This window comes from Terrabacter sp. Ter38, assembly GCF_024519435.1.
Taxonomy (GTDB): Bacteria; Actinomycetota; Actinomycetes; order Actinomycetales; family Dermatophilaceae; genus Terrabacter.
In genome coordinates this window covers 316,294-341,770 of record NZ_JALJRZ010000003.1, presented here as the reverse complement: position 1 = coordinate 341,770, position 25,477 = coordinate 316,294, and the positions used below count along the sequence as shown (strand labels likewise).

The window sequence follows — 25,477 nt, the reverse complement described above, 5'->3', positions numbered from 1 at the left end:
GTCCCGCCCACCGCCCGAGAAGGTATGCCGCTGAGCCCGCCGCGTCGCTACCTCACCCTCGCGTCCCCGGCCTCCGCCGAGCTCGAGGTGAAGCGGTCACGCTTCGCCTGCGACGTGGCGCCGGTGCCGACCGAGGACGATGCCCGGGCGTTCGTCGAGACGGTGCGGTCGGCCACGCGGGACGCGCGCCACCACTGCACGGCGTTTGTGCTGGGGCCCGACGCCGGCACCCAGCGCAGCAACGACGACGGCGAGCCGTCGGGCACGGCCGGGGCGCCGATGCTCGACGTCCTGCGCGGCCGCGGGCTGACCGACGTCGTCACCGTCGTCACACGGTGGTTCGGCGGCACCCTGCTCGGCACGGGCGGCCTCATCCGCGCCTACGGGGACGCCGTCTCCGCCGCCGTCGACACCGCGACGGTGGTGGCCTACGCGCGGCGCGACGGGCTCGTCGTCACGGTGGGCAGCGCCGACGGGCCCCGCGTCGAGAACGCCCTGCGCGGCCTTCCCGGCTGTGCCGTCACCTCCACGTCGTGGGGCGCGACCGGCCTCGTCCTCGCCCTCGCGGTCGAGCCCGGCACCGGGGAGTCCGTGCGCGGCCTCGTCGGCGCCCTCACCGCGGGCGCGGGAGAGGTGACCGCCGGCCCCGGGTCGTGGGTCCGGGTCCCGACGCGGTAGTCGTCGCCTCCGGTCCTCGCCGGTCCCGCCGGCAGCCGGCGGACGCGTGAGAGCATGCCTGCATGGGCTTCCAGATCGCCAACGAACCAGCCGCTGACCAGGTCCTCGACGAGTACCCGTTCGCCGTCGTCGTCGGGATGATGCTCGACCAGCAGTACGGCATGGAGCACGCGTTCCGCGGCGGCTACAAGGTGCTGAGCCGCTTCGGCACGCTCGACCCCGCCGCGATCGCCGCCGCGGACCCCGCGGAGTTCAAGGCCATGGCGAGCACCCCACCGGCCATCCACCGCTTCCCCGGCTCGATGGCGGCCCGCCTGCAGGAGCTCGCCGCCCTCGTCGTGGACCGCTACGACGGCGACGTGACCCGGCTCTGGACCGAGGCGACGACCGGCAAGGAGCTGTTCAAGCGGGTCCAGGAGCTGCCGGGCTTCGGCAAGCAGAAGGCGCAGATCTTCGTCGCGCTGCTCGCCAAGCAGCTCGGCGTCCGGCCCGAGGGCTGGGAGGCCGTCGCCGGTGACTACGCGCTCGACGGCTATCGCTCGGTGGCCGATGTCGTCGATGGGGACTCCCTCATCAAGGTGCGGGAGTTCAAGCAGGCCAAGAAGGCCGAGGCGAAGGCCAAGCAGGAGGCCTGAGCCACAAGACCTTTCGCACGTATGCCGCTGGGCTCGCTTCTCGTGGAAGCGAGCCCAGCGGCATACGTCGCCTCAGGCAGCGCCTGACGGAGGTCAGTCGGCGAGGAACCCGAGCAGGTCGGCCCGCGTCAGCACGCCGATCGGCTTGCCGTCCTCGACGACGAGGATCGCGTCGGACTCCTCGAGCTCCTTGCGCGCGGCCGAGACGGGCGAGCCGGCACCCACGAGGGGCAGGCCCTTCTCCATGTGCTTCTCGACGGAGTCGGCGAGGTGCGCCTGACCGGTGAAGAGCGCTGCCAGCAGGGCCCGCTCGCTGACCGAGCCGGCGACCTCGCCGGACATGACGGGCGGCTCGGCCTTGACGACCGGCATCTGCGAGACGCCGTACTCGCGCAGGATCTGCACGGCGTCGCGGATCGTCTCGTTGGGGTGGGTGTGCACGAGGGCCGGCATGTCACCGGACTTGCCGTGGAGCACGGACCCGACGGTCGCCTCGGTGTGGTCGTTGAGGAAGCCGTAGGAGTGCATCCACTCGTCGTTGAAGATCTTGCTCATGTAGCCGCGGCCCGAGTCGGGCAGCAGCACGACCATGACGGCGTCCTCGGGCAGGTCCTTCGCGGCGCGCAGGGCGGCCACGACCGCCATGCCACACGAGCCGCCGACGAGCAGGCCCTCCTCGCGGGCGAGGCGGCGGGTCATCTCGAAGGAGTCGGCGTCGCTGACGGCGATGACGTCGTCGACGACCGACGGGTCGTAGGCGCCCGGCCAGAAGTCCTCACCGACGCCCTCGACGAGGTAGGGGCGGCCCGTGCCGCCGGAGTAGACGGAGCCCTCCGGGTCGGCCGCGATGATCCGCACGGCGCCGTCGCTGACCTCCTTGAGGTACTTGCCGGTGCCACTGATCGTGCCGCCCGTGCCGGCGCCCGCCACGAAGTGCGTGATGCGCCCGTCGGTGTCGCGCCAGATCTCGGGCCCGGTCGTCAGGTAGTGGCTGTTCGGCCCCTCGGGGTTGTAGTACTGGTTCGGCTTCCAGGCCCCGTCGATCTCGCGGACGAGCCTGTCGGACACGGAGTAGTAGGAGTCGGGGTGCTCGGGCTCGACGGCCGTCGGGCAGACGACGACCTCGGCGCCGTACGCCTTGAGGACGTCACGCTTGTCCTGGCTCACCTTGTCGGGGCAGACGAACACGCAGTGGTAGCCGCGGCGCTGCGCCACGAGGGCCAGACCGACACCGGTGTTGCCGCTCGTCGGCTCGACGATGGTGCCCCCCGGCTCGAGCAGACCGTCGCGCTCGGCGGCCTCGACCATGCGCAGCGCGATGCGGTCCTTCACCGAGCCGCCGGGGTTGAAGTACTCGACCTTCGCCAGCACCGTGCACCTCACCCCCGCGTCCGCGACGACGGAGCCGAGCTTGACCAGGGGCGTGTTGCCGACGAGATCGGCGACGTTCTCTGCGTACTTCACGCGTCCATCCTAGGAGCGTGGTCCCACGGTCCGAGACACGCGGGTGCCCACCACCGCTCCGGCCGGACCTTCGAAGCGGTACGAAGCGGCACGGAGCGTCCGGCCCGGGCGTTACCGTGGTGGACCCGGTCGAGAAAGCTCGACACGGCACAGGAAGGGGGTCCGGCATGGGGCGTGCACGACGCGCGCGCAAGATCGCCCAGGCGGCGGCCTACGGCGGTGGGATGGGGGTTGCCGGTCTCGGCGCGCTCGGAGCCCTCGGCTACGGCATCCTGCGCGGCGAGGCGATGATGGCCCGGCGGATCGTCGGCCAGCACTTCGAGGGTGCGCCGTCCGACAGCGGCACCTACGGGTCCGGCTCGGGGTCGCCCGTGCGGTTCCTCGTGCTCGGCGACTCGTCCGGCGTCGGGATGGGCGCCGAACACCCCCACCAGACCGTCGGGGCGACGATCGCGACCGGCATCGCCGCCTTCAGCGGCCGCCCGGTCGAGCTGACCAACGTGGCCGTCATCGGCGCCGAGTCGACCGGCCTCGACGAGCAGCTCGAGCGCGGCCTCGCGGCCGTCCCCCGGCCCGACGTCGCCGTCATCATGGTCGGCGCCAACGACGTGACCCACCGCATCGACCGCTCGATCGCCGTGCGCCACCTCGAGATGGCCGTGTGCGGCCTGCGGGAGGCCGGGGCCGAGGTCGTCGTGGGCACGTGCCCCGACCTCGGAGCCATCGAGCCCGTGCCGCAGCCGCTGCGGCTGCTCGCACGCCGCTGGTCGCGCGACCTCGCAGCTGCCCAGACCGTCGCAGTCGTCGAGGCGGGCGGACGCGCCGTGTCGATCGGCGACCTGCTCAGCGAGGCGTTCTCGGCCGAGCCGCACGTCATGTTCAGCAAGGACCGCTTCCACCCGAGCCCGGCGGGCTACGCCCGCGTCGCCGCCGCCCTGCTCCCGACCGTGAGTGCGGCGCTCGATCTCTTCGGCGAGGGCAGTGCCTCCGCCGAGCCCAACCCGCGGCGCGGCGAGAGCGTCGGGCCGCTGGCCGTGGCCGCGACCAAGGCGGTCGCCCAGCCGGGCACCGAGGTGGCTCCTGCCGAGGTGGGCGGTCAGGCGCGCGGTGCCCACGGTCGCTGGGCCGTCCTGCTGCACCGCATCCGGCCGGCCGTCCCCCTGCCGGCACTGCCGGGCCGACCCGCCGCCCCGTCCGCGGCGCCCGCCTCCGCCGCGACCGCGCCGGACGCAGGGGCATCCGGGACGGCATACGCCCTCGGTGACTCGGACCCGGACGCGTCGGACGGCTCCGACCGGACGGAGTCCGCTGACCACACCGGCCGAGCCGACGAGCGGCCGGGCGGCGGCCGTGCCGAGGACCCCGTCCTGCACTGACCGGGCCACGCCGAAGGGGCCGCCCGCTCGTGCGGACGACCCCTTCGCTGGGTGGGCGAGCTCAGCTGATCTTCATGATCTGGCTGGCATCGGGCGCCTTGATGCCGAGGTCGGCGTTCCACTGCGAGAAGTCGAGCTGACCGGGGCTGGTCGAGGAGCCGGTGAAGCGCACGACCTCGAACTTGTCCTTGGAGACGTAGAGCGCACCCTCGGACTTGCCCTTCTTGTCGGTGAGGACCCAGCAGTCCACGCCGCCGACGTTCTCGCTCGCGACGTCGGTGGCCAGCTGCTGCGGCGTGACCGCGCCGAAGGCCTTCTGGAGGAAGTTCTTGAGGCTGAGGCTCTGGGTCATCGAGGCGGCCGAGGACGGTGCCTTGATGAACTTGTCGCCGGCGTTCTGCACCGACGCCGGAGCGCCCTGCTTCTTCCAGAAGGTCGCGTCGCCCTGGATGTAGACCGCGTCGTCGACGGAGATGACGCGTGCCTTGCCGTCGCCCTCCATCTCGATGGCGATGTCGGCGGTCTTGCCGTCGCTCGCGCCCTTGAAGTCGATCTTGATCGTCTTGCCGCTCTGGTCGACCTGGCCGACGAAGGCGCCCGACGTCGCGGCGAGCGCGTTCGTCTTGGCCTTGTCGAGGATCTCCGACGCCTCGGGGGCGTCGGTGGCGGCGGACGTGGACGAGCTCTCCGAGGCTGCGGGCGTGGACGCACTCGAACTGGTGGAGCCGGTGGCCGGCGTCTCGGACTTCGAGCACGCGGCGGCGCCGAGGCTGATCGCGATCGCGCCGGACACGGCGACGACGCGGGTCGTGAAGGTCTTCATGGTGGGCGGGCCCCCTGATCGTCGGAGGGTCCGGCGTGAGCGTCCGGACCCGGCCGGCGCGCGGAGGCGCCGACAACTCATCCACCCTAGCGGTCGCCCTGACGGCCCCCGGAGTCGTACCCGCTCGGCGGAGGCGTCCTCGGAGCCCGCTGGCGGGAGGAGCGGACCGAGCGCGCGCGTGGGGGTGGCGGTGGGCCTGGGTGGGCGAGACGCACGTCATGGCCGGTGGCCTGTCCAACGGGTGCGAGGACGTCCTACCATCGTGGGGACTGAGCAAGCGCTTAGTCGCCCGTCGCACCGCCGCACGGGCCGTCGATGCTGCACCAGGAGATCCCCCGTGACCGAAGCCGTCATCGTCTCGACCGCCCGCTCGCCGTTCGGCCGGGCCTTCAAGGGCTCGCTCAAGGAGGTCCGTCCCGACGACCTCGCCGCCACGGTCATCCAGGCTGCGCTCGACAAGGTGCCCGCGCTCGACAAGCGCCTCGTCGAGGACCTCTACCTCGGATGCGCCGAGCCATCGGGCCGACACGGCTCCAACATGGCCAAGGTCGTCGCCACGCTCCTCGACATCGACGCGACTCCCGCGGCGACGATCAACCGCTTCTGTGCCTCCTCGGCCCAGACGACGCGGATGGCCTTCCACGCGATCAAGGCCGGGGAGGGAGACATCTTCGTCTCGGCCGGTGTCGAGTGCGTCTCGCAGTACACGGACTGGGCCGGGGCCGGTGGCGCCAAGGAGGACCAGCAGAACGGCCGCTTCGCCGATGCCCAGGCCCGCACCAAGCGCATCGCCGAGACCAACGAGACGTGGACCGACCCCCGCGAGGAGGGCCTGCTCCCCGACATCTACATCGCGATGGGTCAGACGGCCGAGAACGTCGCGACGGCCTACGGCATCTCGCGCGACCGTCAGGACGAGTGGGGCGTCACGAGCCAGAACCGCGCCGAGGCCGCCATCGGCCGTGGCTTCTTCGACTGGGAGATCACGCCCGTCACGACGCCCGACGGCACGGTCGTGAGCAAGGACGACGGCCCGCGCGCCGGCGTCACCCTCGAGGCCGTGCAGGGCCTCAACCCCGTCTTCCGTCAGGAGGGCACCGTCACGGCCGGCAACTGCTGCCCCCTCAACGACGGCGCCGCGGCCCTAGTCATCATGAGCGACACCAAGGCGAAGGAGCTCGGCCTCGAGCCGCTCGCCCGCGTCGTCTCGACGGCGGCGACAGGCCTCTCCCCCGAGATCATGGGCCTCGGCCCGGTCGACGCGACGAACCTCGCGCTCAAGCGCGCGGGTCTCTCGATCGGCGACATCGACCTCTACGAGATCAACGAGGCGTTCGCCGCGCAGGTCATCGGGTCGGCCGACCAGATCGGCATGGACTACGACAAGCTCAACGTCAACGGCGGTGCCATCGCGATCGGACACCCCTTCGGTGCCACCGGCGCCCGCATCACCGGCACGCTCATCAACGCGCTCCGCGAGCGTGACGGCCAGTTCGGTCTCGAGACGATGTGCGTCGGCGGCGGCCAGGGCATGGCCGTCATCTTCGAGCGCCTCAGCTGACCTCGCGGGCTGCGGCCCGCCAGAACCACGTCGAGTGGGCACCCTCCCCGCGGGAGGGTGCCCACTCGATGCGTTCGCGGCGTCCGGGACCCCGCCCGACTCGGGTCACAGGGAGCGGCGTATGCCGGCCAGGGCGTCCGTGACGACGCGCGCGTCGGCGTCCGGCTCGGCCCGGAAGAGGTCGAAGACCAGGACGGACAGCTGGTCCATGACGACGGCCGGGCCGAGGTCGGGCACCGGCTGCGCGTGTGGGTCGGAGGCTCCGCGAGCCGCGGCCACCCGGTCGGCGAGCCACTGGACGAGAGCCCGGACGGACGGAAGACGCGAGAGCGCGTGGTCGAGCGGCAGCTGGTGCCACCGCTCGACCACGCGCCGGAGCTCGTCGGACACCTCGTGCGGGGTCGGCGAACCCACGCTCGGAGGCGTCACGAGCGCGTCAGTCGCGCAGACGCGCGAAGAGCCGGACGAACTCGATGTAGAGCCAGACGATCGAGACGATGAGGCCGTGGGCGAGCAGCCACGAGTACTTCTTGGGGGCGCCCATCTGGACCGCACGGTCGATCGAGTCGAAGTCGACGGCGAGGGAGTACGACGCGAGGCCGACACCGAGGATCGACAGCCCGATGCCGAGCGGGCCGCTGGCGCCGAAGCCCCAGCCGTCGATGACGCCGGTCATGAGCAGCACGACCTGGAGCAGCGAGAAGAGGCCGTAGCCGACGATCGCGAAGAAGAACATCCGGCGCGTCTTGTCGTTGACCTTGACGAAGCCGGTCGCGTAGCCGACGTACATGGCCACGAAGACGCAGAGGGTGGCGAGGACGGCCATCTGCACGACGCCGTCGTACTCCGGGATCGCCGCGATGTACTGGCTGAAGGCACCGAGGAAGGCGCCCTGCAGCACGGCGTAGACCATGAGCAGCGGCACCGAGACCTTCTTCATGAAGGCGATGACGAAGCCGAGGATCAGGGTGCCGAACATGCCGCCGAGCCAGAACGGCAGCGTCATGGCGGTGTTGGCCTCGGTCCAGAACCACGACACGAAGGCGACGGCGATCGTGACGACGAAGAGCGTGATGCTCTTGACGACGACGTCGTCGACCGTGACGCGACCGGTGTCGGCCGGGCCGGCCGGCGGCTGCGCATACATCTCGTTGAGCTGCTGCGCCGTCATCGCGTCCTGGGTCGCGTAGCCGGTCGTCGCAGCCTGGGTGCCCTGCTGCGCCTGCTGTGGGCTGCCCTGCGGCGAGCCGAAGCCGGCGTAGCGCTCCTTCTCGATCTGCTTGTTGAGCCGGTCGAAGACCGGGTTTCCACCTGCCATGTGAGTGCGCTCCTAAAAGCACTGGGTGCCACGACCCGCGACTGGGCGTGGCGACTGTCCCCAAGAGTAAGCGAACGCACCCCACCGGAAGGTTCCCGCGCGCGAGAAGTGCTCGCCCGACACTGGATCGTGACGCGCGCCGCGGTGGCGCCGGCGCCCCGGCACGACGGCATACTGGGGGCCCCGCCCCCGTGGCCCAATCGGCAGAGGCAGGCGACTTAAAATCGCCACAGGTGAGGGTTCGAGTCCCTCCGGGGGTACGTCACGGGCGTCGGCTGTCCGCCACGGTTCGGTAACACGCCGCTCACGCCTTGGCGTGGCACGGCACGCACGCACCCGCTCCGCCTAGACTGGCCGTCGAGACCGAGGTCCAGGGGCCCTTCCGATGCGCTCCTGCACGACCTGTACCGCACCTCGAGTGCGAACCCCTCAACACACGAAGGAGCAGCGGGTGCTGGAGCATCGTGTCGCCGGCGCGACGACCGCTGCTCCGCCGCGCGCCGGGTGGGTCGTCGACCCGCGCCTCGTTGCCTTCGGTGAGCGCCTCTCCGCCTCGCTCCGGCGCACGTGGGCCGACCCGATGGTCCGGCGCGGCACGCTCGGTACCACCTTCGTGGCCGCCGGCTCCGTCAGCCCCGCCTTCCTGCCCGCCGACACCTTCGAGCTGCCCGCCTCGCCGCTCATCGAGCGCTTCGGCCTCGTGTGGCTCGGCTCGGGGGCCGGACGGGTCCTCACGACGATCCTGCTCGCCGTCGGCATGGCCCTGCTCGTCGACGCGTGGCTGCGGATGCGCCCCGTGCACGGCCGCAAGGCCCCGTCGATGGCGTGGCTCTTCTGGAGCCTGCCGATCATGCTCGCGCCGCCGCTCTTCAGCCGCGACGCCTACAGCTACGCAGCGCAGGGACAGATCGTCCTGCGCGGGATGGACCCGTATGCCGTGGGCCCCTTCTGGGTGCCCGGCCCCTTCGCCGACCAGGTCGATCCGATGTGGATCGACACGCCGGCGCCCTACGGTCCGCTCGCGCTGCAGGTGCAGCACCTCGTCGTCAGCATCTTCCCGGAGAACGCCTACGTCTCGGCCCTGGCCATGCGCGTGCCTGCGCTCCTGGCCGTCGGGCTGCTCGCCTACGCCCTGCCGCGCCTCGCCGAGCGCTACGGCGTCAGCGGTCGGCACGCCCTCTGGCTCGGCGTGCTCAACCCGCTCGTCCTCATGCACTTCGTGGGCGGGGGCCACGGCGACGCCGTCATGGTCGCCCTCGTGACCTTTGCCCTGCTCCTCGCGAGCCGCGGCCAGTTCGTCGTCGCAGCCGTGACGATCGCGGCGGCTGCCGCCTACAAGCAGACGGCCGTCCTCGCGCTCATCGGCGTCGTCGGCATGGCCCTGCAGGCGCAGAGCGATCTCGAGCCCGGAGCCCCGGCACGGTTCAAGGCGATGGTCCGGCACGGCCTCGTCTGCGGCGGCATCACCGCGGCCACCTTCACGGCCATCACCGCGGTCTCCGGTCTCGGCTGGGGCTGGATCCCCAACCTCTCCGTGCCCGTCTCACTGCGCTCGATGCTGTCGCCGCCGACCTTCATCGGCAGCGCCGTCGAGTGGCTGCTGAGGCTTGCCGGCATGCCCGAGAGCGTGACCTCGGCGCCCGTCCCGATCGCCCAGACGATCGGGCTGCTCCTCGGCCTGGCCGGCATCGCCTGGATCACCTGGCGCGTCGCACCACGCAACCCGGTGCTCGCCACGGCCGGCGCCCTGCTCGTGCTCTGCGCCTCGGGTCCGGTCATCCACCCGTGGTACCTCCTCTGGGGAGGGCTGCTCCTCGCGGCCGTGCGCCTCTCGGCGAAGCACGTGCGGGCCGTCGTCTTCGTGACGCTCTTCTTCGTCACCTACGGCGTCGTCGACGCGACGGTCTCCAACGGCACGTGGGCGCTCGGCGTCTCGGCCGCGCTGTGGATGGCGGCGCGCCTGCGCGCCAACCGCCGTCGCGTGCACGAGCAGGCCGACGAGCCCGTGCTCGCTGCCGCGCTCCCCCGCCGCTGACTCGCCGCTGACCCGCCGGTCAGGCGTGGTCAGCTGCGCCGGGCCGCGCTGAGGGCGATGCCGTCGAGGATGTCGTGCTCGGACGTGACGACCTCGGTGACACCTGCACGGTCGACGACCCGCTCGACGATCCGGCGCCACACGAGCGCACCGGCGCCGATGACGTCGACCCGGCCCGGGTGCATGTAGGGCAGCTCGGCACGCTGCGCGCGCGGCATCGCCAGCAGGTCGTCGCAGGCCGCGACCATGTCGGCCGGGGCGGAACGAGCCAGGTGGATGCGCTCCGGGTCGTATGCCGGCAGGCGCAGCAGGTGCGCCGTGATCGTCGTGACGCTGCCGGCCAGACCGACGAGCGTCGCGACGCCCTCGAGCGCGACGACGGACTCAGCGACGTCGAGTGCGGCGTCGATGTCCCGCGTGGCGGCCGCGACCTCGTCGTCGGTGGGAGGGTCGGACACGAGGTGTCGCTCGGTCATCCGGACACAGCCGATGTCGACCGAGCGGGCGGCCTCGACGCGGTCGGTGCCGCGGACGAGCTCGGTCGAGCCGCCGCCGAGGTCGACGACGAGGTAGGGCCCGGAGACGCCTTGGGCCGCGAGGCCGCCCGTCGCACCGGCGAACGACAGTGCGGCCTCCTCGTCACCGGAGACGACCTCGGGCGAGACCTCGGAGCCGAAGTGCTCGACGAAGGCCGCGTGCACGCCCTCGATGAAGTCCGAGGCGTTGCGCGCGTCGCGGGACGCCGAGGTGGCGACGAAGCGCACGTGCACGGCGCCCAGCTCACGGCACGAGGCGGCATACTCCCGCGTGACGGCGAGCGTGCGCTCCATCGACTCGGGGGCGATGACACCGGTGCGGTCGACCCCGTGGCCGAGGCGGACGATCTCCATCCGGCGCAGCACGTCGGTGAGCGTCCCTGTCTGCGGGTCGACGTCGGCGACGAGCAGGCGGATCGAGTTGGTGCCGCAGTCGATCGCGCCGACGCGGACGGTCCCGTCACTCATCCGTGGCTCCCTCGACGGCGGCGTCCTCGGCCGCGTGCAGGGCTGCGCACGACGTCGGCAGCCACCAGTCGTCGAGCATCGCGAGGGCCTCGTCGCCGAGCGGGTTGACCCCCGGGCCGGCGGCCAGGGAGTGTCCGACGAGGACGTGGAGGCACTTGACGCGGGTCGGCATGCCACCGGCCGAGATGCCGTCGATCTCGGGCACGTCGCCGAGCTCGGCCCGCTGCGCGAGGTAGTGCTCGTGCGCCCTCGCGTAGGCGGCCGCGAGGTCCTCGTCGTGAGCGATCCGCTCGGTCATCTCCTTCATGACCCCAGCCGTCTCGAGGGTGCTCACCGCGCCGGTGAGGCGCGGGCACGTCGCGTAGTACGTCGTCGGGAACGGGGTGCCGTCGGGCAGGCGGGGTTGGGTGCGCAGGACGTCGGGCTCCCCGCACGGGCAGCGGTGGGCCACCTCGGCCACACCGCGCGGGCGGCGTCCGAGCTGGCGCTCGACCGCATCGAGGTCGGCGACCTCGACGTGGTGGGCGGCGGCCGGAGCGGACGGACGGGAGGGGTCGCTCACGCGGGACTCACTTCTCGGGCTCTCAAGGGCGCCGTGGTTGCCGTGGGTGACGACGGGGTCATTGGGGGCGGCTGACCCCGGCGGTGGGTCGGTCGGCGATCTGGATGGACTGCCACACCTTGCCGTACCACGGCGATGCGGCGTTGGCCATGGGCGCGGCGACGACGGGACGCTCCGCGGCGGGAGCGCTCGCCTCGTTGGTCGACGGGTCGATCACGGTGTAGGCGCGGTCGCCGACCCGCACGAACTTGAGGCGTTCGCGGGCCTGGACCTCGATGTAGGCGGGGTCCTTCCACAGCGCGGCCTCGCGCTCGAGCTGTGCCACGGTCGCACGCTGGGCGGTGACCTTGTCCTGCAGGGCCGCGGCGTCACCCCGCTGCTGGACGAGGGAACGAAGGGTGGGCACGATCGTCACGGCGAGCATGACGAGGATGCCGAGCAGGATGGCACCGCGCACCCAGGCGGTCGAGGCCGACGGCGGGGCCGCCTGCTGGCTGCGGGGGCGTGCGGCGAGGGCGGGACGCTCCTTGCCGGCCCCGGGACGGTTCGCGCGCGCAGCCCCGGGACGGGACTGACCCGGGCGGGTGGCCGACGCGCGGCTCGCGCCCGCGCGGCTGGCCGACCGAGCTGAGGACGGGCGACCGGTGGACGCCGAGCCCGACGTCCCGGCGCCGGCCCCCGGCTTGGACGTGCTCTTCGGACCGGCCTTCGGACCGGGCTTGGGACCGGGCTTGGGACCGGGCTTGGGACCGGGCTTGGGACCGGGACTCGCGCCGGGGGCCTGCCGGGGGGAGGCCGGTTGCGCGCTACCGCCCGAGCGGCCCGTCGACGACGGGCGGCCCGGGCGGGACGGCGTGCGGTCGGCCACGAGGTCAGCCCTCGGCGCCGAAGCGGCTCGCGACGAAGCGCGGGAAGGCGCCCGTGCCGGCGTACACGGCGGCGTCGTCGAGCTCCTCCTCGATGCGCAGCAGCTGGTTGTACTTCGCGACGCGCTCGGAGCGGGCCGGGGCGCCGGTCTTGATCTGGCCGCAGTTGGTGGCGACGGCGAGGTCGGCGATGGTGACGTCCTCGGTCTCGCCGGAGCGGTGGCTCATCATGCAGCGGTAGCCGTTGCTCTGCGCGAGCGTCACGGCGTCGAGCGTCTCGGTGAGCGTGCCGATCTGGTTGACCTTGACGAGCAGCGCATTGGCGGTGCCGGTCGAGATGCCGCGACCGAGACGCTCGGGGTTGGTGACGAAGAGGTCGTCGCCGACGATCTGCACCTTGGAGCCGAGCAGGTCGGTCATGGACTTCCAGCCGTCCCAGTCCTCCTCGTTGAGGGGGTCCTCGATGGAGACGAGCGGGTAGGCCTCGACGAGCTCGGCGTAGTAGGCGATCATCTCGTCGGCAGACTTGCTCGCCCCCTCGAAGGCGTAGGAGCCGTCCTCGAAGAACTCGGACGCCGCGACGTCGAGCGCGAGGGCGATGTCGCGGCCCGGCTCGTAGCCGGCGGCCTTAATCGCCTCGAGGATGAGGTCGAGAGCGGCACGGTTGGACTCGAGGTTCGGGGCGAAGCCACCCTCGTCACCGAGGCCGGTCGCGAGACCGCGCTCGTGCAGGACCTTCTTGAGCGCGTGATAGACCTCGGCGCCCCAGCGCACGGCCTCGCGGAAGGTGGGCGCGCCGACGGGCGCGATCATGAACTCCTGGATGTCGACGTTGGAGTCGGCGTGCGACCCACCGTTGAGGATGTTCATCATCGGGACCGGGAGCACGTGGGCGTTCGGGCCACCGACGTAGCGGAAGAGCGGCAGGCCGGCCGACTCGGCGGCGGCGTGCGCGACGGCGAGCGAGACGCCGAGGATCGCGTTCGCGCCGAGGTTCTCCTTGTTGGCCGAGCCGTCGAGCGCCATCATCTCGGCGTCGATGAGGCGCTGCTCGCTCGCGTCGAAGCCGACGAGGCGCGGGTTGATCTCCTCGATGACGGCATCGACGGCCTGCTCGACGCCCTTGCCGAGGTAGCGGCCCTTGTCACCGTCACGCCGTTCGGAGGCCTCGAAAGCCCCGGTCGAGGCGCCCGACGGGACGGCCGCGCGAGCGAACGTGCCGTCGTCGAGACGGATCTCGACCTCGACGGTGGGGTTGCCGCGCGAGTCCAGGATCTCGCGGGCGCCAATCTCCTCAATGCTGGCCACTTGGCTCTCCTGTGCTGGTGCTGCTCATGGTGCTCATGGATGCTCGGCGAGGACGAGTCGCAGCGCTGCAGACCCCGCGCGCCGAGCACAGGTACGTGGGGACGAGCCTAGCCCGTGGCGTCTCCGGGCCGGTGGAGCGACCCGGCATACGGGCCGGTGGGTGGATCCATCACTGCAGCCGGCCGAGGGGCGTGGGACACACCGGGAGACACCGGGGCATACCGGTCAGGCGACCAAATTTGTGCTCCCGAAGACCGCCCTATTTACCGTTTCCTGACCCCGCACACCTCCCGGACCTGCATACTCGCAACTAGCCATCCGGGGGGGTGGAGCAGTACGTGATCGCGCCTGGGGGCGCTGGGGGTGGGTGGTGTCCATGGGTGTTCCCATGCGCGAACCAAGGGCTTTGCTGCTCGGAGTCAGTGCGCGTCCTCGAACGCACACGGCCAGCGACCGAGCTCGGGAACACCGTCTGCTGCAGCTGGGGCTGGCACTCGGCGACACCGTGATCATCGCCGTTGTCGTGGCTGTGGCGGGCGTGGGGCACTTCGCCTCGCCGGTCTTCCCGCGCACGAACGACGTCGACGAAGCAGCCATGTCCGTGGGGCCCTGGGTCGTGATGGCATGGATGCTCGCCAACATCCTGCGCGGCAGCTACGCGCAGTCGCACCTGGGGGTGGGCTCGAGCGAGTATGCGCGGGTGCTGAGTGCGGCGGGCATCACCGCCGGCCTCATCGGCATCACGAGCTACCTCACCAAGGCCGACCTGTCGCGGGCCTTCTTCGTGCAGCTGTTCCTCATCGGCGTCCCGCTCCTGCTCCTCTGGCGCTGGTCGGCACGACGGATCATCTACCGGCTGCACGACCGGGGCCTGTTGCTCACTCGGGTCCTGCTCTCCGGTGCCGCGTCGCACGTCGATGACGTGGCTCGGGTGCTCGACCGCGAGCGGTGGCTGGGCTACCGGGTCATCGGGGCCCTGCTGCCCGACCTTGCTCCGGGCACCCTGACGCCCGGTGGTGTGGCCGTGATCGGCTCGACGGAGAACACGGCGTCCGAGGCGCTCGCATCTGATGCCGACCTCGTGCTGCTGACCGGCGGCGCGTTCTCCTCACCCCAGGAGTTCCGGCACATCGCCTGGGACCTCGAGGGCCACGACGTCCAGATGGCGGTGGCGCCCAGTCTCAACGACATCTCCTCCGAGCGGATGGCCATGCGTCCGGTTGGAGGCCTCCCGCTGGTCCACGTCGAACAGCCGCAGAGCCTCGCGGCCTCCCGCAGCTTCAAGCGCATCTTCGACATGGTCGGTGCCAGCACCGCTCTCGCCCTCGCCTCGCCCGTCATGCTCGTCTTCGCGATCCTGACGAAGATCCATGACGGCGGCCCCGTGCTGTTCCGCCAGATCCGGGTCGGCCGTGACGGCGAGCTGTTCGAGTGCCTCAAGTTCCGCAGCATGGTCGTGGACGCCGAGGCTCGCCTGAGTGGCGTCAGCCACCTGAACAAGAATCCGGAAGGCGTGCTCTTCAAGGCCAAGGACGACCCTCGGATCACCCGCGTCGGCTCCATCATGCGCCGCTTCTCCATCGACGAGCTGCCGCAGCTGTTCAACGTCATCAACGGTGACATGAGCCTGGTTGGCCCGCGGCCTGCGCTCCCGTCGGAAGTGCGCCGCTACGAGCCGGACGTCCAACGGCGGCTGCACGTGCGGCCGGGACTCACGGGTCTCTGGCAGGTGTCCGGTCGCAGCGACCTGTCCTGGGACGACACGGTCCGCCTCGACCTCTACTACGTCGACAACTGGTCACCCGTGCAAGACCTCTCCATCCTGGTGCGCACCGTCCGAGCCGTCTTCGCCTCACGCGGCGCGTACTGACCGATCCCACGAGCAGCGAGGACGTGGTCCCTCAACCGCCCTCGCACCCGGGCGGCGCGCACCAGCGCCACCCGAATGCGGGGTCGGCGACGTTCACCCCCCTGACCGGACGTCGCCGATCCCGTGCCCCTCCGCGAGCACGGGTGGCGTCGTCGCCGGACGGCGGACCTCACCCGCGACGCGGTGCCTCGGCGCTGTGCTGCTCGAGCTGGGCGAGCGTCCGGCGAAGGGCGCTCTCTGCGTCGATGCCCTCGTCCCGTGCCCGGCGCACCAGGTCGAGCAGCTGCGCGCCGAGCCCGCCACGCGCGACGGCATCGTCGACGAGGTCCTCGCGGCCCGCCCGACGCAGGCGCGAGACGTACTTCTCGGCCCGGGCCAGGGCCGGCAGCGAGCTCGGGACGCCCTCGACCGGGTGCCTGCGGTGCTGCTTCTCGTCGGCCTTGATCGACTCCCAGTTGGCCTCGACGGCGTCGGCCGTGTCGGCCTCGATGTCGGAGAAGACGTGCGGGTGTCGTCGGACGAGCTTGTCGACGAGCGCACCGGCGACGTCGTCGATGTCGAACGGCTCGCTCGGGTGCTCCTGCGCCACCCGTGACTGGAAGGCGACCTGCAGCAGCAGGTCGCCGAGCTCCTCCTGCATGTGCGCCGGGTCGCCGCTCTCGATGGCCTCGATCGCCTCGTGCGCCTCCTCGAGGAGGTAGGGCACGAGCGACTCGTGGGTCTGCTCGGCGTCCCAGGGGCAGCCGCCCGGCGAGCGGAGCCGGTCCATGACGGCGACGACGTCCAGCAGCCGCGCACCGGGGACGTCGAAGGAGCCGATGAGCAGCTCCACCTCAGGCGGTTCGGGCAACCGCGTCACCTCCACGGCGATCGAGTCGCTGAGACCGGGGTCACCGTCGGACGAGCCGACCCAGACGACGTCACCCCCCTGGGAGGCGGAGACGAGGTCGCGAGCGAGGTCGGCCGGGTGACCGTCCCCACGGGGAAGCACCGTGATGCCGGCCTCGACGAGCGCGGCAACCTGCGGCTCGTCGGGACGGCCCCACACGGCATGGGCCCCCGCGAGGCTCTGCCACGCCTCACGGGTCAGCAGACCCGGAGCGATGCGTGGGGTCGTGACGAGGAGGACGACGCGGGCGGTCACGACGGAGGGCTGCTGAGGTCTACTGGGCCGGGGCGGTGGCCGGGGCGGTGGCCGGGGCGGTGTTGCCGCCCGGCTTGACCCAGTTGGGCGTCTGCTGGCCGATGGTGAAGTAGACGGGCCCCTCGGCGGACGGCACGACGGAGCCGTACTTGGGGTTGACGCTGATGTCGGCCTTCTTGAGGTCCGCGCGGTAGGCGGCGACGTCGGCGGGTGTCATCTTCTGCGACTGGATGAGGGCGACCGCGGCGACGAACTCCTTCGTCGTGTCGGTGGCGTCGGGGATCGAGGAGATGACCGAGGCGTACGTCTCGTCGGGCTTCCAGCTGCCGGACTTCTCGACGGCGTCCTTGAGCAGCGGCGCCGCCACGAGCGCTGTGACGACGATGTTCTCGGCGAAGTCGAGCTTGGCCGCCTTGAGCTGGTCGTACGTCTCCCGCACGTCGGACTCGTGGATGACCTCGCCGTTGACGACGGCGGCAGCCTGCTGGCGCGTCTCGAAACCGCACCCGCCGAGCAGCGACACGGCGCCGAGCGCGGCGATGCCGACGACGGCCACGCGCCTCGCGGGTTGAGCAGACCAAGCCTTCACTGATTTCCTCCTCTGGCGGATGCGTCTGACATCCTACGGTGCTCCCACACGGGTCGCCGCCGCCCCCGACGACCGGCCCGTCGACGCGCTCGACGACGCGCCTGACGAGGCCGCGGCGACCGACGCGGCGGCGATGTCGTCGAGCAGGACGGCGGTGATCAGCTGCCGCGCCCAGGTCAGCACCTCGACGTCGCGCAGCGGCTTGCCACCCACCCGGGCCGTCATCGGGGCCGGGACGAGGATGGTGCCGAGGGCCTCCTTGACGATCGTGCCCGGGTAGAGGCGCATGAGCCGCAGCTGCTGGCTGTCGCGCAGGTCCTTGACCGGCCCGAAGCGCACGACCTTGCCCTGCAACCCGATGTCGCCGATGCGCGCCTCGCGGGCCACGACGCGCAGCCGCGCGACCTCGAGGAGGTTCTCGACGGGCTTGGGCGGTGCGCCGTAACGGTCGCGCAGCTCGGCCTCGATCTCGTCGACGGCCTCGAACCTCTCGACCGTCGCGAGCTTCTTGTAGGCCTCTAGACGCAGCCGCTCCCCCGGCACGTAGTCGTGCGGCAGGTGCGCGTCGACGGGCAGCTCGATCTTGATCTCGGCCGGAAGGTCGACGGCGTCGCCGCGGAAGTCGGCCACGGCCTCACCGATGAGGCGCACGTAGAGGTCGAACCCGACGCCCTGGATGTGGCCGGACTGCTCGCCGCCCAGCAGGTTGCCGGCGCCGCGGATCTCGAGGTCCTTCATGGCCACGGCCATGCCCGAGCCGAGATCGGTGTTGCTGGCGATCGTGCGCAGACGGTCGTGCGCCGTCTCGGTCATCGGCTTCTCGGGCGGGTAGAGGAAGTAGGCATATGCTCGCTCGCGGCCACGGCCGACGCGACCGCGCAGCTGGTGCAGCTGGGACAGTCCGAGGACGTCGGAGCGCTCGACGATGAGGGTGTTGGCGTTGGAGATGTCGAGGCCGGTCTCGACGATCGTCGTGCAGACGAGCACGTCGAAGCGCTTCTCCCAGAAGTCCTCGACGACCTGCTCGAGCTTGTGCTCGCCCATCTGACCGTGGGCGGTGGCGATGCGCGCCTCGGGCACGAGCTCGCGCAGTCGCGCCGCCGCCTTCTCGATGCTGCTCACCTTGTTGTGGACGAAGAACACCTGGCCCTCGCGGAGCAGCTCCCGCCGGACCGCAGCCGTGATCTGTTTCTCGTCGTAGGCGCCGACGAAGGTCAGCACCGGGTGGCGCTCCTCGGGCGGCGTGGCGAGCGTGGACATCTCGCGGATGCCGGTGACGGCCATCTCGAGCGTGCGTGGGATCGGCGTGGCAGACATCGACAGGACGTCGACGGCGGTGCGCATCGTCTTGAGCAGCTCCTTGTGCTCGACGCCGAAGCGCTGCTCCTCGTCGATGACGACGAGGCCGAGGTCCTTGAACGTCACGTCCTTGGCGAGGAGGCGATGCGTGCCGATGACGAGGTCGATCGTGCCGTCTGCCATCCCGGCCATGACGTCCTTGGCCTCCTTGTCGCTCTGGAAGCGCGAGAGGGAGGCCACCTTGACCGGGAACTGCGAGTAGCGCTCGGCGAAGGTCTGCTGGTGCTGGCTGACGAGGAGGGTCGTCGGCACGAGGACCGCGACCTGCTTGCCGTCCTGGATGGCCTTGAACGCCGCACGAACGGCGATCTCGGTCTTGCCGTAGCCGACGTCGCCGCAGATGAGCCGGTCCATCGGGACCTGCTTCTCCATGTCGGCCTTGACCTCGTCGATGCTGATCAGCTGGTCGGGGGTCTCGACGTAGCCGAAGGCGTCCTCGAGCTCGCGCTGCCACGGGGTGTCGGGCGCGAAGGCGTGTCCCTTCGTGGCCTGCCGGGCGCTGTAGAGACGGATGAGGTCGGCCGCGATCTGCCTGACGTAGCGCTTGGCCCGCGACTTCGTCTTGGACCAGTCGGAGCCACCCATCTTGTTGAGGGTGGGCTCCTCACCGCCGACGTACTTCGTCACCTGGTCGAGCTGGTCGGTGGGGACGAAGAGACGGTCACCGGGCTGGCCCCGCTTGCCCGGGGCGTACTCGATGACGAGGTACTCGCGCGTCGCGCCGGCGACGGTGCGCTGCATCATCTCGACGAAGCGGCCGACACCGTGCTGCTCGTGGACGACGTGGTCGCCCGGGCGCAGCTGCAGCGGGTCGACCTGGTTGCGGCGCCGCGACGGCATACGACGCATGTCCTTGGTGGACGTGCCGCTGCCGGGCTGGCCGGTGAGGTCGGTCTCGGTGAGCACCTCGACGCGGGCGCCCTCGTGGACGAAGCCGCGGCCGAGCGTGGCGGTCGTGACGTGGACCCAGCCCGGCTCGAGCGCGTCCTCGCGGGTGGTGTCGAGGGGACGCACGGCGACCTCGTGCTCCCCGAGCACCTCGGCGACGCGCTTGGCGAGACCGGGGCCCTCGGTGACGACGGCGACGGCCCAGCCGTCGGCGACCCGCTCGCGCAGGTGCTTGACGGCGCGGTCGGTGTCGCCCCGGAAGGCCTCGGGGTCGGTGGTGCGCACGGCGAGCCGCTCGTCGACGTCGTCGTCCTCGATGACGAGCTCGTCATCGGCGGCGAACGGGCTGAGCGTCCACCAGGGGCGGTCGTGTGCGGCGGCGTGCGCGCGCACCTGGGCGAGGGTCCAGTAGGACGCGCTGCCGAGCAGTGACTGCAGGTCGACGGGGACCTCGTTGCCGGCGGCGGCGTTGGCCCAGCTCGCCTCGAGGAACTCATCGCTCGTCGCGACGAGGTCGTGGGCGCGGCGTCGGATGCGCTCCGGGTCGGCCAGCAGCACGAGAGCGGTCGGCGGCAGGACGTCGAGGACGGACTCCATGCCGTCGACGAGGGCCGGGGCCAGCGACTCCATACCCTCGACCGCGATGCCTTCGGCGACCTTGGAGAGCATCTCCGAGACCCCGGGGAGCTGGTCGGCGAGGGCTCGGGCACGGGCTCGGACGCCGTCGGTGAGCAGCAGCTCGCGACAGGGCGGCGCCCACAGTCCGTGGTCCGCCATCTCGAGGGAGCGCTGGTCGGCGACCTTGAACCAGCGCACCTCCTCGACCGTGTCGCCCCAGAACTCGATGCGGACCGGGTGTTCCTCGGTGGGCGGGAAGACGTCGAGGATGCCGCCGCGCACGGCGAACTCGCCACGCCGCTCCACGAGGTCGGTGCGCGTGTAGGCCGCGGCCACCAGGGCGTCGACGACGTCAGGCAGGGCCCGCTCGTCACCGGGCCGCAGCGCCACGGGCACGAGGTCGCCGAGACCCTTGGTCAGCGGCTGCAGCACCGCGCGCACGGGGGCCACGACGACCGACAGCGGGCCGTATGCCGTGTCGCTGGGGTCGGGGTGCGCGATCCGGCGCAGCACGGCGAGGCGCCGGCCGACGGTGTCGCTTCGCGGTGAGAGCCGCTCGTGGGGCAGCGTCTCCCAGGAGGGGAAGACGGCGATCCGGTCGGCGGAGAGGAGGAGCCCGAGCGCGCTCGCGAGGTCCTCGGCCTCGCGCGTGGTCGCCGTGACGACCACGACCGGGGCGGCCTCGTTGACGGCCGCGGCGGCGGCCTCGGGGCCGCGCGCTGCGGAGTTATCGCCCGGAGCGTCCGCTCCGGAGCGGTCGGCCTGCTGGGCCAGCGCGGCGACGAGGAACGGCCGGGTGCCGTCACTCGCGGAGACGTCGACGAGACGGGCACGCCCGACCTGCTTGAGGACGTGGCGGACATCGGGAAGCGCCCTGAAGGCGGACATCAGTGGGTGCGACATCAGACTGCCAAGTCTAGGTGCGCCCGGTGACAGGTCCGGACCCCGGTTGGCACGTGCATACCGGGAACGGCTTCGGCGCCGAGAAGCCGTCGGCCGGCCGCAACCCTTCCCGTTTCGTCGTTTCGCGACGGTGCGGCAGAGGCGCCCGTAGCATCAGCATCGGGGATCTCAGCGATAACAGTCGGCGCCTTCGGGACGGCACCGACGAGTGGGGGACATTTCATGGTGGGTCAACGCGGGGTACATGACGCGCGGCTTTCGATCGCGATGCTCGGTACGCGGGGTGTGCCGGCACGATATGGCGGCTTCGAGACAGCCGTGGAGGAGGTGGGCAGGCGCCTCGCCGCTCGCGGCCATCACGTGCGGGTCTACTGCCGCGAGGGTAACGTCGAGGAGCACCTGACCTCACACCTCGGGATGGAACTCGTCACGCTACCGACACTGAGGCGACGCACGCTCGATACGCTTGCGCACACCGGTGTCTCCACGATGCACCTGCTCGCTCACCGCACCGACGTCGCCTTCGTCTTCAATGCGGCCAACGCGCCGTTTCTGCCGGCGCTTCGAGCCGCCCGCATCCCGGTGGCGACGCACGTCGACGGCCTGGAATGGAAGCGCGCCAAATGGGGCCAGGCCGGTCGGAACTACTACCGCCGCGCCGAGGAGATGAGCGTGCGGCTGTCCGACGCGCTCATCGCTGATGCGCAGGGCATCGCCGACTACTACGACCGCGAGTTCGGCGCCCTGACCGAGCTGATCGCCTACGGGGCGCCGATTCTCGAGAACGTCGGCTCCGACCGGCTGCTCGAGATGGACGTACGGCCGGGCCAGTACCACCTCGTCGTCGCCCGCTTCGAGCCTGAGAACCACGTTGATGTCATCGTCGAGGGCTACGTGCGCAGCTCGGCCGAGAAGCCGCTCGTCGTCGTGGGGTCCGCCCCCTACGCCTACGAGTACATCGCCAAGGTACGGAGGCTGGCCGGTCACGATACGCGCGTGCGTCTCGTCGGCGGCATCTACGATCAGGAGCTGCTCGACCAACTCTACGGCAACGCTCTCACCTACCTCCACGGCCACTCGGTCGGCGGCACCAACCCGTCGCTGCTGCGTGCCATCGGCGCCGGCGCCCCCACCATCGCCTACGGCGTCGACTTCAACCGCGAGGTTCTGCGAGAGGAGGGTCGCTACTTCCTCGAGGCCGACGACCTGCCCGAACTGCTGGCCGACGCCGAGTTCTTCGATGACCTCACCAACGAACGCGGCGACCGGCTGCGTCGGCGGGCCCGTGACTACGATTGGGACCGCGTCGCCGACGAGTACGAGAATCTCGCTTTCGCGCTGGCCGCGCGCGAGACGAGCGGACCGCAGCGCCGACGTCGTCGGCCTTCCCTCGCCGTGACCTCCAGCGATGTCATCGGCCACGCCCCTTCCGCTGCACGAACCAGTGTCACGCCCGTCCCCCCGCCCGATCTCGACGTGTCCGCTGCGAGGGTTCATGGACCGGCCGGTGAAGGGGCGGGGCCGTCGCCTGACACGGCCGCGGCCAACACGCAGCCGTCCTCGCTCACCTAGGAACAGCCGTGAATCGTCACCTGCGCCACGCCGTGCTCGCCTTCAGCGTGCGAAGCCGCACGAAGAAGGCCCGGACCATCCGGGCGTTCATGCAGGAGGTGGGCGTCTCTGACGTGATCTTCGTCGGCTGCAGCCCCGGTAGCAACGTCAACGAGATGATCGTCGAGCGGTCGGTGGCCCAGCAGTCGAGGGTTCTCGCCGCCGTCGACGTGCTGGCGTGCCCAGCGCTCGAGTGGCCGTTCGTGCGCGCGGACGGACGATCCCTTCCGTTCGCCGACCGCCAGACCGACTTCATCGTGGCCCAGGCCGTGATCGAGCATGTGGGTGGCATAGAGGACCAGCGGCGGTTCGTCCAGGAGCAGTCGAGGGTCGGGCGCAGCTGGGTCATCACAACCCCCAACCGCTGGTTCCCCATGGAGTCACACACCGCCACCGTGCTGCTGCACTGGCTCCCTCAGTGGCGGCGCAGGCGGTCGGAGTTCACCCGGCTGCTGAGCCTCTCCGAGTTCAAGGCGCTGCTCCCAAAGGGCACCCGGGTCGTCGGTTCGCCCTGGTCGTCCACCTTTCTCGCGTTCTACGTGGCACCGCCGGCGACGCAGGCCCGACAGCCGGGCGGCCATCACGTCGTCGGGAAGCGAACCAATTGAGCATCAACGTGATTCGCGCGCGCACACGCCCCGACCGGTCAGGGCCTGCACGGTCGTCGACCGTTGTCGACCCCGAGGCCCGAGGCACCAGCACCTTCCGGCGCGACATCGAGGGCCTGCGCGCCATCGCGGTGCTGATCGTGGTGCTGGGCCACTTCTTCCGGCTGCCCGCGGGGGGCTACATCGGGGTCGATGTCTTCTTCGTCATCTCCGGCTACCTCATCACCGGCATCCTGCTGCGTGGTGAACGCCGGTTCGGTCGGGTCAGCCTCACCGCCTTCTACGGCCAGCGCGCCCGTCGCATCCTGCCGGCCGGCACCCTCGTCCTGCTCGTCACGGTTGTGGCCGCCTTCGCTCTATGGCCCACGCCACGAGCGACTCAGACGCTCCTCGACTCCGCCGCCGCCGCGGCCTTCGTCGGTAACTGGCACCTGATCGCAATGGGCACGGACTACCTGCAGGCAGCAGACGCCGTGTCGCCGGTGCAGCATTACTGGTCCCTCGCCGTCGAGGAGCAGTTCTACATCGTCTGGCCCCTGCTGCTCATGGTCCTGCTCTGGGTGTCGCGCCGGTGGGAGGCTCCCGCACGACGGCGACTCCTGCTCGTCGCCCTGGGCCTGGTTGCCCTGGCCTCCCTTGCCGTTGCCGCCTACCGGCAGGCACGCGACCCCAGCGTCGCGTACTTCGACAGCGTCGGACGTGCCTGGGAGGTGGCGGCAGGTGCGCTCGTCGCCGTCGGTACGTCCACAGCATCCCGCCGACGTCCAGACGACGGACGTCACCGGGGGCGCCTCGCCGCGATCGGACTGCTCGGGCTCGTCGCTGTGTTCGCGGCCGCGTTCACCCTCGACACCGGCTCCAGCTTTCCCTATCCGTGGGCGCTCGTACCCGTGCTCGGCACCGTCGTCGTGATCTGGGCGCGGGATGAGAACGGCCCGGTGGCAAGGCTGCTCGGGCTGGCCCCCCTGCAGTTCGCCGGGCGGATCTCCTACTCCCTTTACCTGTGGCACTTCCCGATCGGCATCTTCGGGGCGGTGCTGCTGGGCGATTCCGTCTTCGCAGGTCTGGTGCTCCTGATGATGAGCATCGGCGTTTCGGTCCTGTCCCAGCGGTGGGTAGAGACGCCTTTCCGGGCACACCGTGCCGCACCAGGCCCGCTGCGTCTGGACGTGGTCGTCGCCGCGGGCGTCGCGGTGCTCATCGTCGGGATGATCGGCGTGCAGCTGAAGGGGCCGGCTCTCGTGCGCTCGTCCGCGGCCGCCCTCGACGCGCTGGGCCGCTCGGCGCCCCAGCGCACCTTCCCGACGACGGGCGAGCCGCAGGCCGCTCGCCTGCAGGCCATGATCGCGCAGGCGGCCGATGCCACCAGTTGGCCGAACCTCTCGCCGTCGGCCGACGAGCTGACCGCTGCCCAGGCACCGCCCCAGATGTCACTTGCGCCAACCGGATGCCGCAACGACGTCGCCTCGCCCGGCATCCCCCGCACCTGCGAGGGCGGCACCACCGCGGCCACCCGCACTGCCGTGCTGGTCGGCGACTCGGTTGCGCTCTCGTGGGCACCCACGCTGGAACGAGCCCTCGTGCCGCAGGGCTGGCGCGTCGTGTCACTGGGCTATGCGAGCTGCCCGCTCGTCGCGGTCGACGTCAACCAGCGGGCGGCGAACTCCCGCTTCCCAGCCCAGTGCCGTGACGCGAGACAGCGGATGCTCGACGAGGTCGGTCGGCTCCAGCCCGATCTCGTCGTGGTGTCCTCCTCGGAGGGTTCGCTGCTCTACCTCGACAGCGGCGCCACCGGCTCGGCCGCCCAGGCGGAGTGGCAGCGCGGGACGGCGGCCACCCTGACGGCGCTGTCCCGTCTCGACACCGACGTCGTCGTCCTCGGCGCGCCACCACGCGTCGACGACCCGGCGACCTGCCTATCGCGTGTCGGGGGCCCTTCGCGCTGCCTCAGCCATCGGGGTGAGCTGACCGACGAGGCGGCCGCCGCCACCGCGGCCGCGGTGGCCGAGACCCGGGCGAGCTTCGGCCAGCGGTCGGTGACGTCCGTCGACGTGCGCGCCTGGTTCTGCACCCCCGACGGCCGGTGCCCCGCGTTCGCCGGCGACACGATGCTGCGCACCGACTCGACCCACCTGACGATGCGCGCGGCACAGATGCTGGGCACGGTGTTCGCCGCGGCCGTTGCTCCGGCCCTGGCCGAGTGACCGGGTGAGGAGAAGCGGCGGATGTGGCCAAATACCTCAGACGCCTCCGGCGG

20 protein-coding genes and 1 tRNA gene are annotated in these 25,477 nt (G+C 71.3%); 10 read left to right on the top strand and 11 right to left on the bottom strand.

The window, feature by feature from the left end; translation table 11 throughout:
* Window positions 1–24 precede the first annotated feature (24 nt).
* Together NR112_RS08895 and NR112_RS08890 are read left to right on the top strand one after the other, a co-directional pair.
* On the top strand, window positions 25–678 hold the full coding sequence (locus NR112_RS08895; protein ID WP_256793639.1) for a YigZ family protein: 654 nt from the start codon (window positions 25–27) through the stop codon (window positions 676–678).
* A gap of 62 nt (window positions 679–740) precedes the next feature.
* Window positions 741–1,313, top strand: a complete 573-nt coding sequence (locus tag NR112_RS08890; RefSeq protein WP_256793638.1) for an HhH-GPD-type base excision DNA repair protein — start codon at window positions 741–743, stop codon at window positions 1,311–1,313.
* Between the two features lie 93 nt (window positions 1,314–1,406).
* Here the strand turns inward: NR112_RS08890 and NR112_RS08885 are convergent, their stop codons facing one another.
* On the bottom strand, window positions 1,407–2,777 hold the full coding sequence (locus tag NR112_RS08885) for a cystathionine beta-synthase (RefSeq protein ID WP_256793637.1): 1,371 nt from the start codon (window positions 2,775–2,777) through the stop codon (window positions 1,407–1,409).
* Between the two features lie 167 nt (window positions 2,778–2,944).
* Here NR112_RS08885 and NR112_RS08880 point away from each other — a divergent pair, with 167 nt between their 5' ends.
* Complete coding sequence (locus NR112_RS08880) at window positions 2,945–4,153, top strand: SGNH/GDSL hydrolase family protein (protein WP_256793636.1); 1,209 nt, start codon at window positions 2,945–2,947, stop codon at window positions 4,151–4,153.
* Between the two features lie 61 nt (window positions 4,154–4,214).
* Here NR112_RS08880 and NR112_RS08875 read toward each other — a convergent pair whose 3' ends face one another.
* Window positions 4,215–4,976: a hypothetical protein gene (locus tag NR112_RS08875; RefSeq protein ID WP_256793635.1), complete on the bottom strand. Its 762-nt coding sequence runs from the start codon at window positions 4,974–4,976 to the stop codon at window positions 4,215–4,217.
* Between the two features lie 337 nt (window positions 4,977–5,313).
* Between NR112_RS08875 and NR112_RS08870 the strand changes: the two genes are divergently transcribed.
* A complete protein-coding gene (locus NR112_RS08870) occupies window positions 5,314–6,537 on the top strand; it encodes an acetyl-CoA C-acetyltransferase (RefSeq protein ID WP_256793634.1) in 1,224 nt (407 codons plus the stop codon).
* Between the two features lie 105 nt (window positions 6,538–6,642).
* Here the strand turns inward: NR112_RS08870 and NR112_RS08865 are convergent, their stop codons facing one another.
* A complete protein-coding gene (locus NR112_RS08865; RefSeq protein WP_256793633.1) occupies window positions 6,643–6,951 on the bottom strand; it encodes a hypothetical protein in 309 nt (102 codons plus the stop codon).
* A gap of 22 nt (window positions 6,952–6,973) precedes the next feature.
* On the bottom strand, window positions 6,974–7,855 hold the full coding sequence (locus NR112_RS08860; protein ID WP_256793632.1) for a Bax inhibitor-1/YccA family protein: 882 nt from the start codon (window positions 7,853–7,855) through the stop codon (window positions 6,974–6,976).
* A 185-nt stretch (window positions 7,856–8,040) separates the two neighbouring features.
* On the opposite strand from NR112_RS08860, the gene NR112_RS08855 reads away from it, so the two are divergent.
* Together NR112_RS08855 and mptB are read left to right on the top strand one after the other, a co-directional pair.
* A tRNA-Leu gene (locus tag NR112_RS08855) sits at window positions 8,041–8,115 on the top strand.
* Window positions 8,116–8,306: 191 nt separating this feature from the next.
* A complete protein-coding gene (gene mptB / locus NR112_RS08850) occupies window positions 8,307–9,890 on the top strand; it encodes a polyprenol phosphomannose-dependent alpha 1,6 mannosyltransferase MptB (RefSeq protein WP_256793631.1) in 1,584 nt (527 codons plus the stop codon).
* 29 nt (window positions 9,891–9,919) lie between these two features.
* Here the strand turns inward: mptB and NR112_RS08845 are convergent, their stop codons facing one another.
* Genes NR112_RS08845 through eno form a run of 4 tightly spaced genes read right to left on the bottom strand, consistent with a single transcriptional unit; the run spans window position 9,920 to window position 13,630 of the window.
* Window positions 9,920–10,894, bottom strand: a complete 975-nt coding sequence (locus NR112_RS08845) for a Ppx/GppA phosphatase family protein (RefSeq protein WP_256793630.1) — start codon at window positions 10,892–10,894, stop codon at window positions 9,920–9,922.
* Window positions 10,887–11,456 carry a DUF501 domain-containing protein gene (locus NR112_RS08840; protein ID WP_256793629.1) on the bottom strand — a complete coding sequence of 190 codons (570 nt, stop codon included), beginning with the start codon at window positions 11,454–11,456 and terminating at the stop codon, window positions 10,887–10,889. The genes NR112_RS08845 and NR112_RS08840 overlap by 8 nt, the downstream gene beginning before the upstream one ends.
* Before the next feature lie 58 nt (window positions 11,457–11,514).
* Entirely contained in the window at window positions 11,515–12,324 is an 810-nt protein-coding gene (locus NR112_RS22880) for a septum formation initiator family protein (RefSeq protein ID WP_256793628.1), read from the bottom strand.
* A 4-nt stretch (window positions 12,325–12,328) separates the two neighbouring features.
* Entirely contained in the window at window positions 12,329–13,630 is a 1,302-nt protein-coding gene (eno, locus tag NR112_RS08830) for a phosphopyruvate hydratase (RefSeq protein ID WP_256793627.1), read from the bottom strand.
* Between the two features lie 505 nt (window positions 13,631–14,135).
* Here eno and NR112_RS08825 point away from each other — a divergent pair.
* Complete coding sequence (locus NR112_RS08825; protein ID WP_256793626.1) at window positions 14,136–15,500, top strand: sugar transferase; 1,365 nt, start codon at window positions 14,136–14,138, stop codon at window positions 15,498–15,500.
* Between the two features lie 169 nt (window positions 15,501–15,669).
* On the opposite strand, the gene NR112_RS08820 is transcribed toward NR112_RS08825, so the two are convergent.
* Genes NR112_RS08820 through mfd form a run of 3 tightly spaced genes read right to left on the bottom strand, consistent with a single transcriptional unit; the run spans window position 15,670 to window position 21,001 of the window.
* Complete coding sequence (locus tag NR112_RS08820) at window positions 15,670–16,644, bottom strand: MazG family protein (RefSeq protein WP_256793625.1); 975 nt, start codon at window positions 16,642–16,644, stop codon at window positions 15,670–15,672.
* Window positions 16,645–16,663: 19 nt separating this feature from the next.
* Entirely contained in the window at window positions 16,664–17,233 is a 570-nt protein-coding gene (locus NR112_RS08815) for a SurA N-terminal domain-containing protein (RefSeq protein ID WP_256793624.1), read from the bottom strand.
* Window positions 17,234–17,266: 33 nt separating this feature from the next.
* Window positions 17,267–21,001 (bottom strand): transcription-repair coupling factor, encoded by a 3,735-nt coding sequence (gene mfd / locus NR112_RS08810; RefSeq protein ID WP_256793623.1) that lies wholly within the window; start codon window positions 20,999–21,001, stop codon window positions 17,267–17,269.
* Between the two features lie 222 nt (window positions 21,002–21,223).
* Between mfd and NR112_RS08805 the strand changes: the two genes are divergently transcribed.
* The 3 genes from NR112_RS08805 to NR112_RS08795 are packed head-to-tail and all read left to right on the top strand — an operon-like array spanning window position 21,224 to window position 25,424.
* Window positions 21,224–22,573, top strand: coding sequence for a DUF1972 domain-containing protein (locus NR112_RS08805; RefSeq protein ID WP_256793622.1), 1,350 nt, complete (start codon window positions 21,224–21,226; stop codon window positions 22,571–22,573).
* An 8-nt stretch (window positions 22,574–22,581) separates the two neighbouring features.
* Window positions 22,582–23,220 carry a methyltransferase domain-containing protein gene (locus NR112_RS08800; protein ID WP_256793621.1) on the top strand — a complete coding sequence of 213 codons (639 nt, stop codon included), beginning with the start codon at window positions 22,582–22,584 and terminating at the stop codon, window positions 23,218–23,220.
* A gap of 8 nt (window positions 23,221–23,228) precedes the next feature.
* Window positions 23,229–25,424 carry an acyltransferase family protein gene (locus tag NR112_RS08795; protein ID WP_256793619.1) on the top strand — a complete coding sequence of 732 codons (2,196 nt, stop codon included), beginning with the start codon at window positions 23,229–23,231 and terminating at the stop codon, window positions 25,422–25,424.
* The last annotated feature ends 53 nt before the right edge of the window (window positions 25,425–25,477 follow it).

Coding starts and splice junctions, on each gene's coding strand:
- NR112_RS08890 (WP_256793638.1), top strand. CDS start 741: ATGGGCTTCCAGATCGCCAACGAACCAGCCGCTGACCAGGTCCTCGAC.
- mfd (WP_256793623.1), bottom strand. CDS start 21,001: ATGTCGCACCCACTGATGTCCGCCTTCAGGGCGCTTCCCGATGTCCGC.
- NR112_RS08875 (WP_256793635.1), bottom strand. CDS start 4,976: ATGAAGACCTTCACGACCCGCGTCGTCGCCGTGTCCGGCGCGATCGCG.
- NR112_RS08860 (WP_256793632.1), bottom strand. CDS start 7,855: ATGGCAGGTGGAAACCCGGTCTTCGACCGGCTCAACAAGCAGATCGAG.
- NR112_RS08895 (WP_256793639.1), top strand. CDS start 25: ATGCCGCTGAGCCCGCCGCGTCGCTACCTCACCCTCGCGTCCCCGGCC.
- NR112_RS08845 (WP_256793630.1), bottom strand. CDS start 10,894: ATGAGTGACGGGACCGTCCGCGTCGGCGCGATCGACTGCGGCACCAAC.
- NR112_RS08880 (WP_256793636.1), top strand. CDS start 2,945: ATGGGGCGTGCACGACGCGCGCGCAAGATCGCCCAGGCGGCGGCCTAC.
- NR112_RS08805 (WP_256793622.1), top strand. CDS start 21,224: ATGGTGGGTCAACGCGGGGTACATGACGCGCGGCTTTCGATCGCGATG.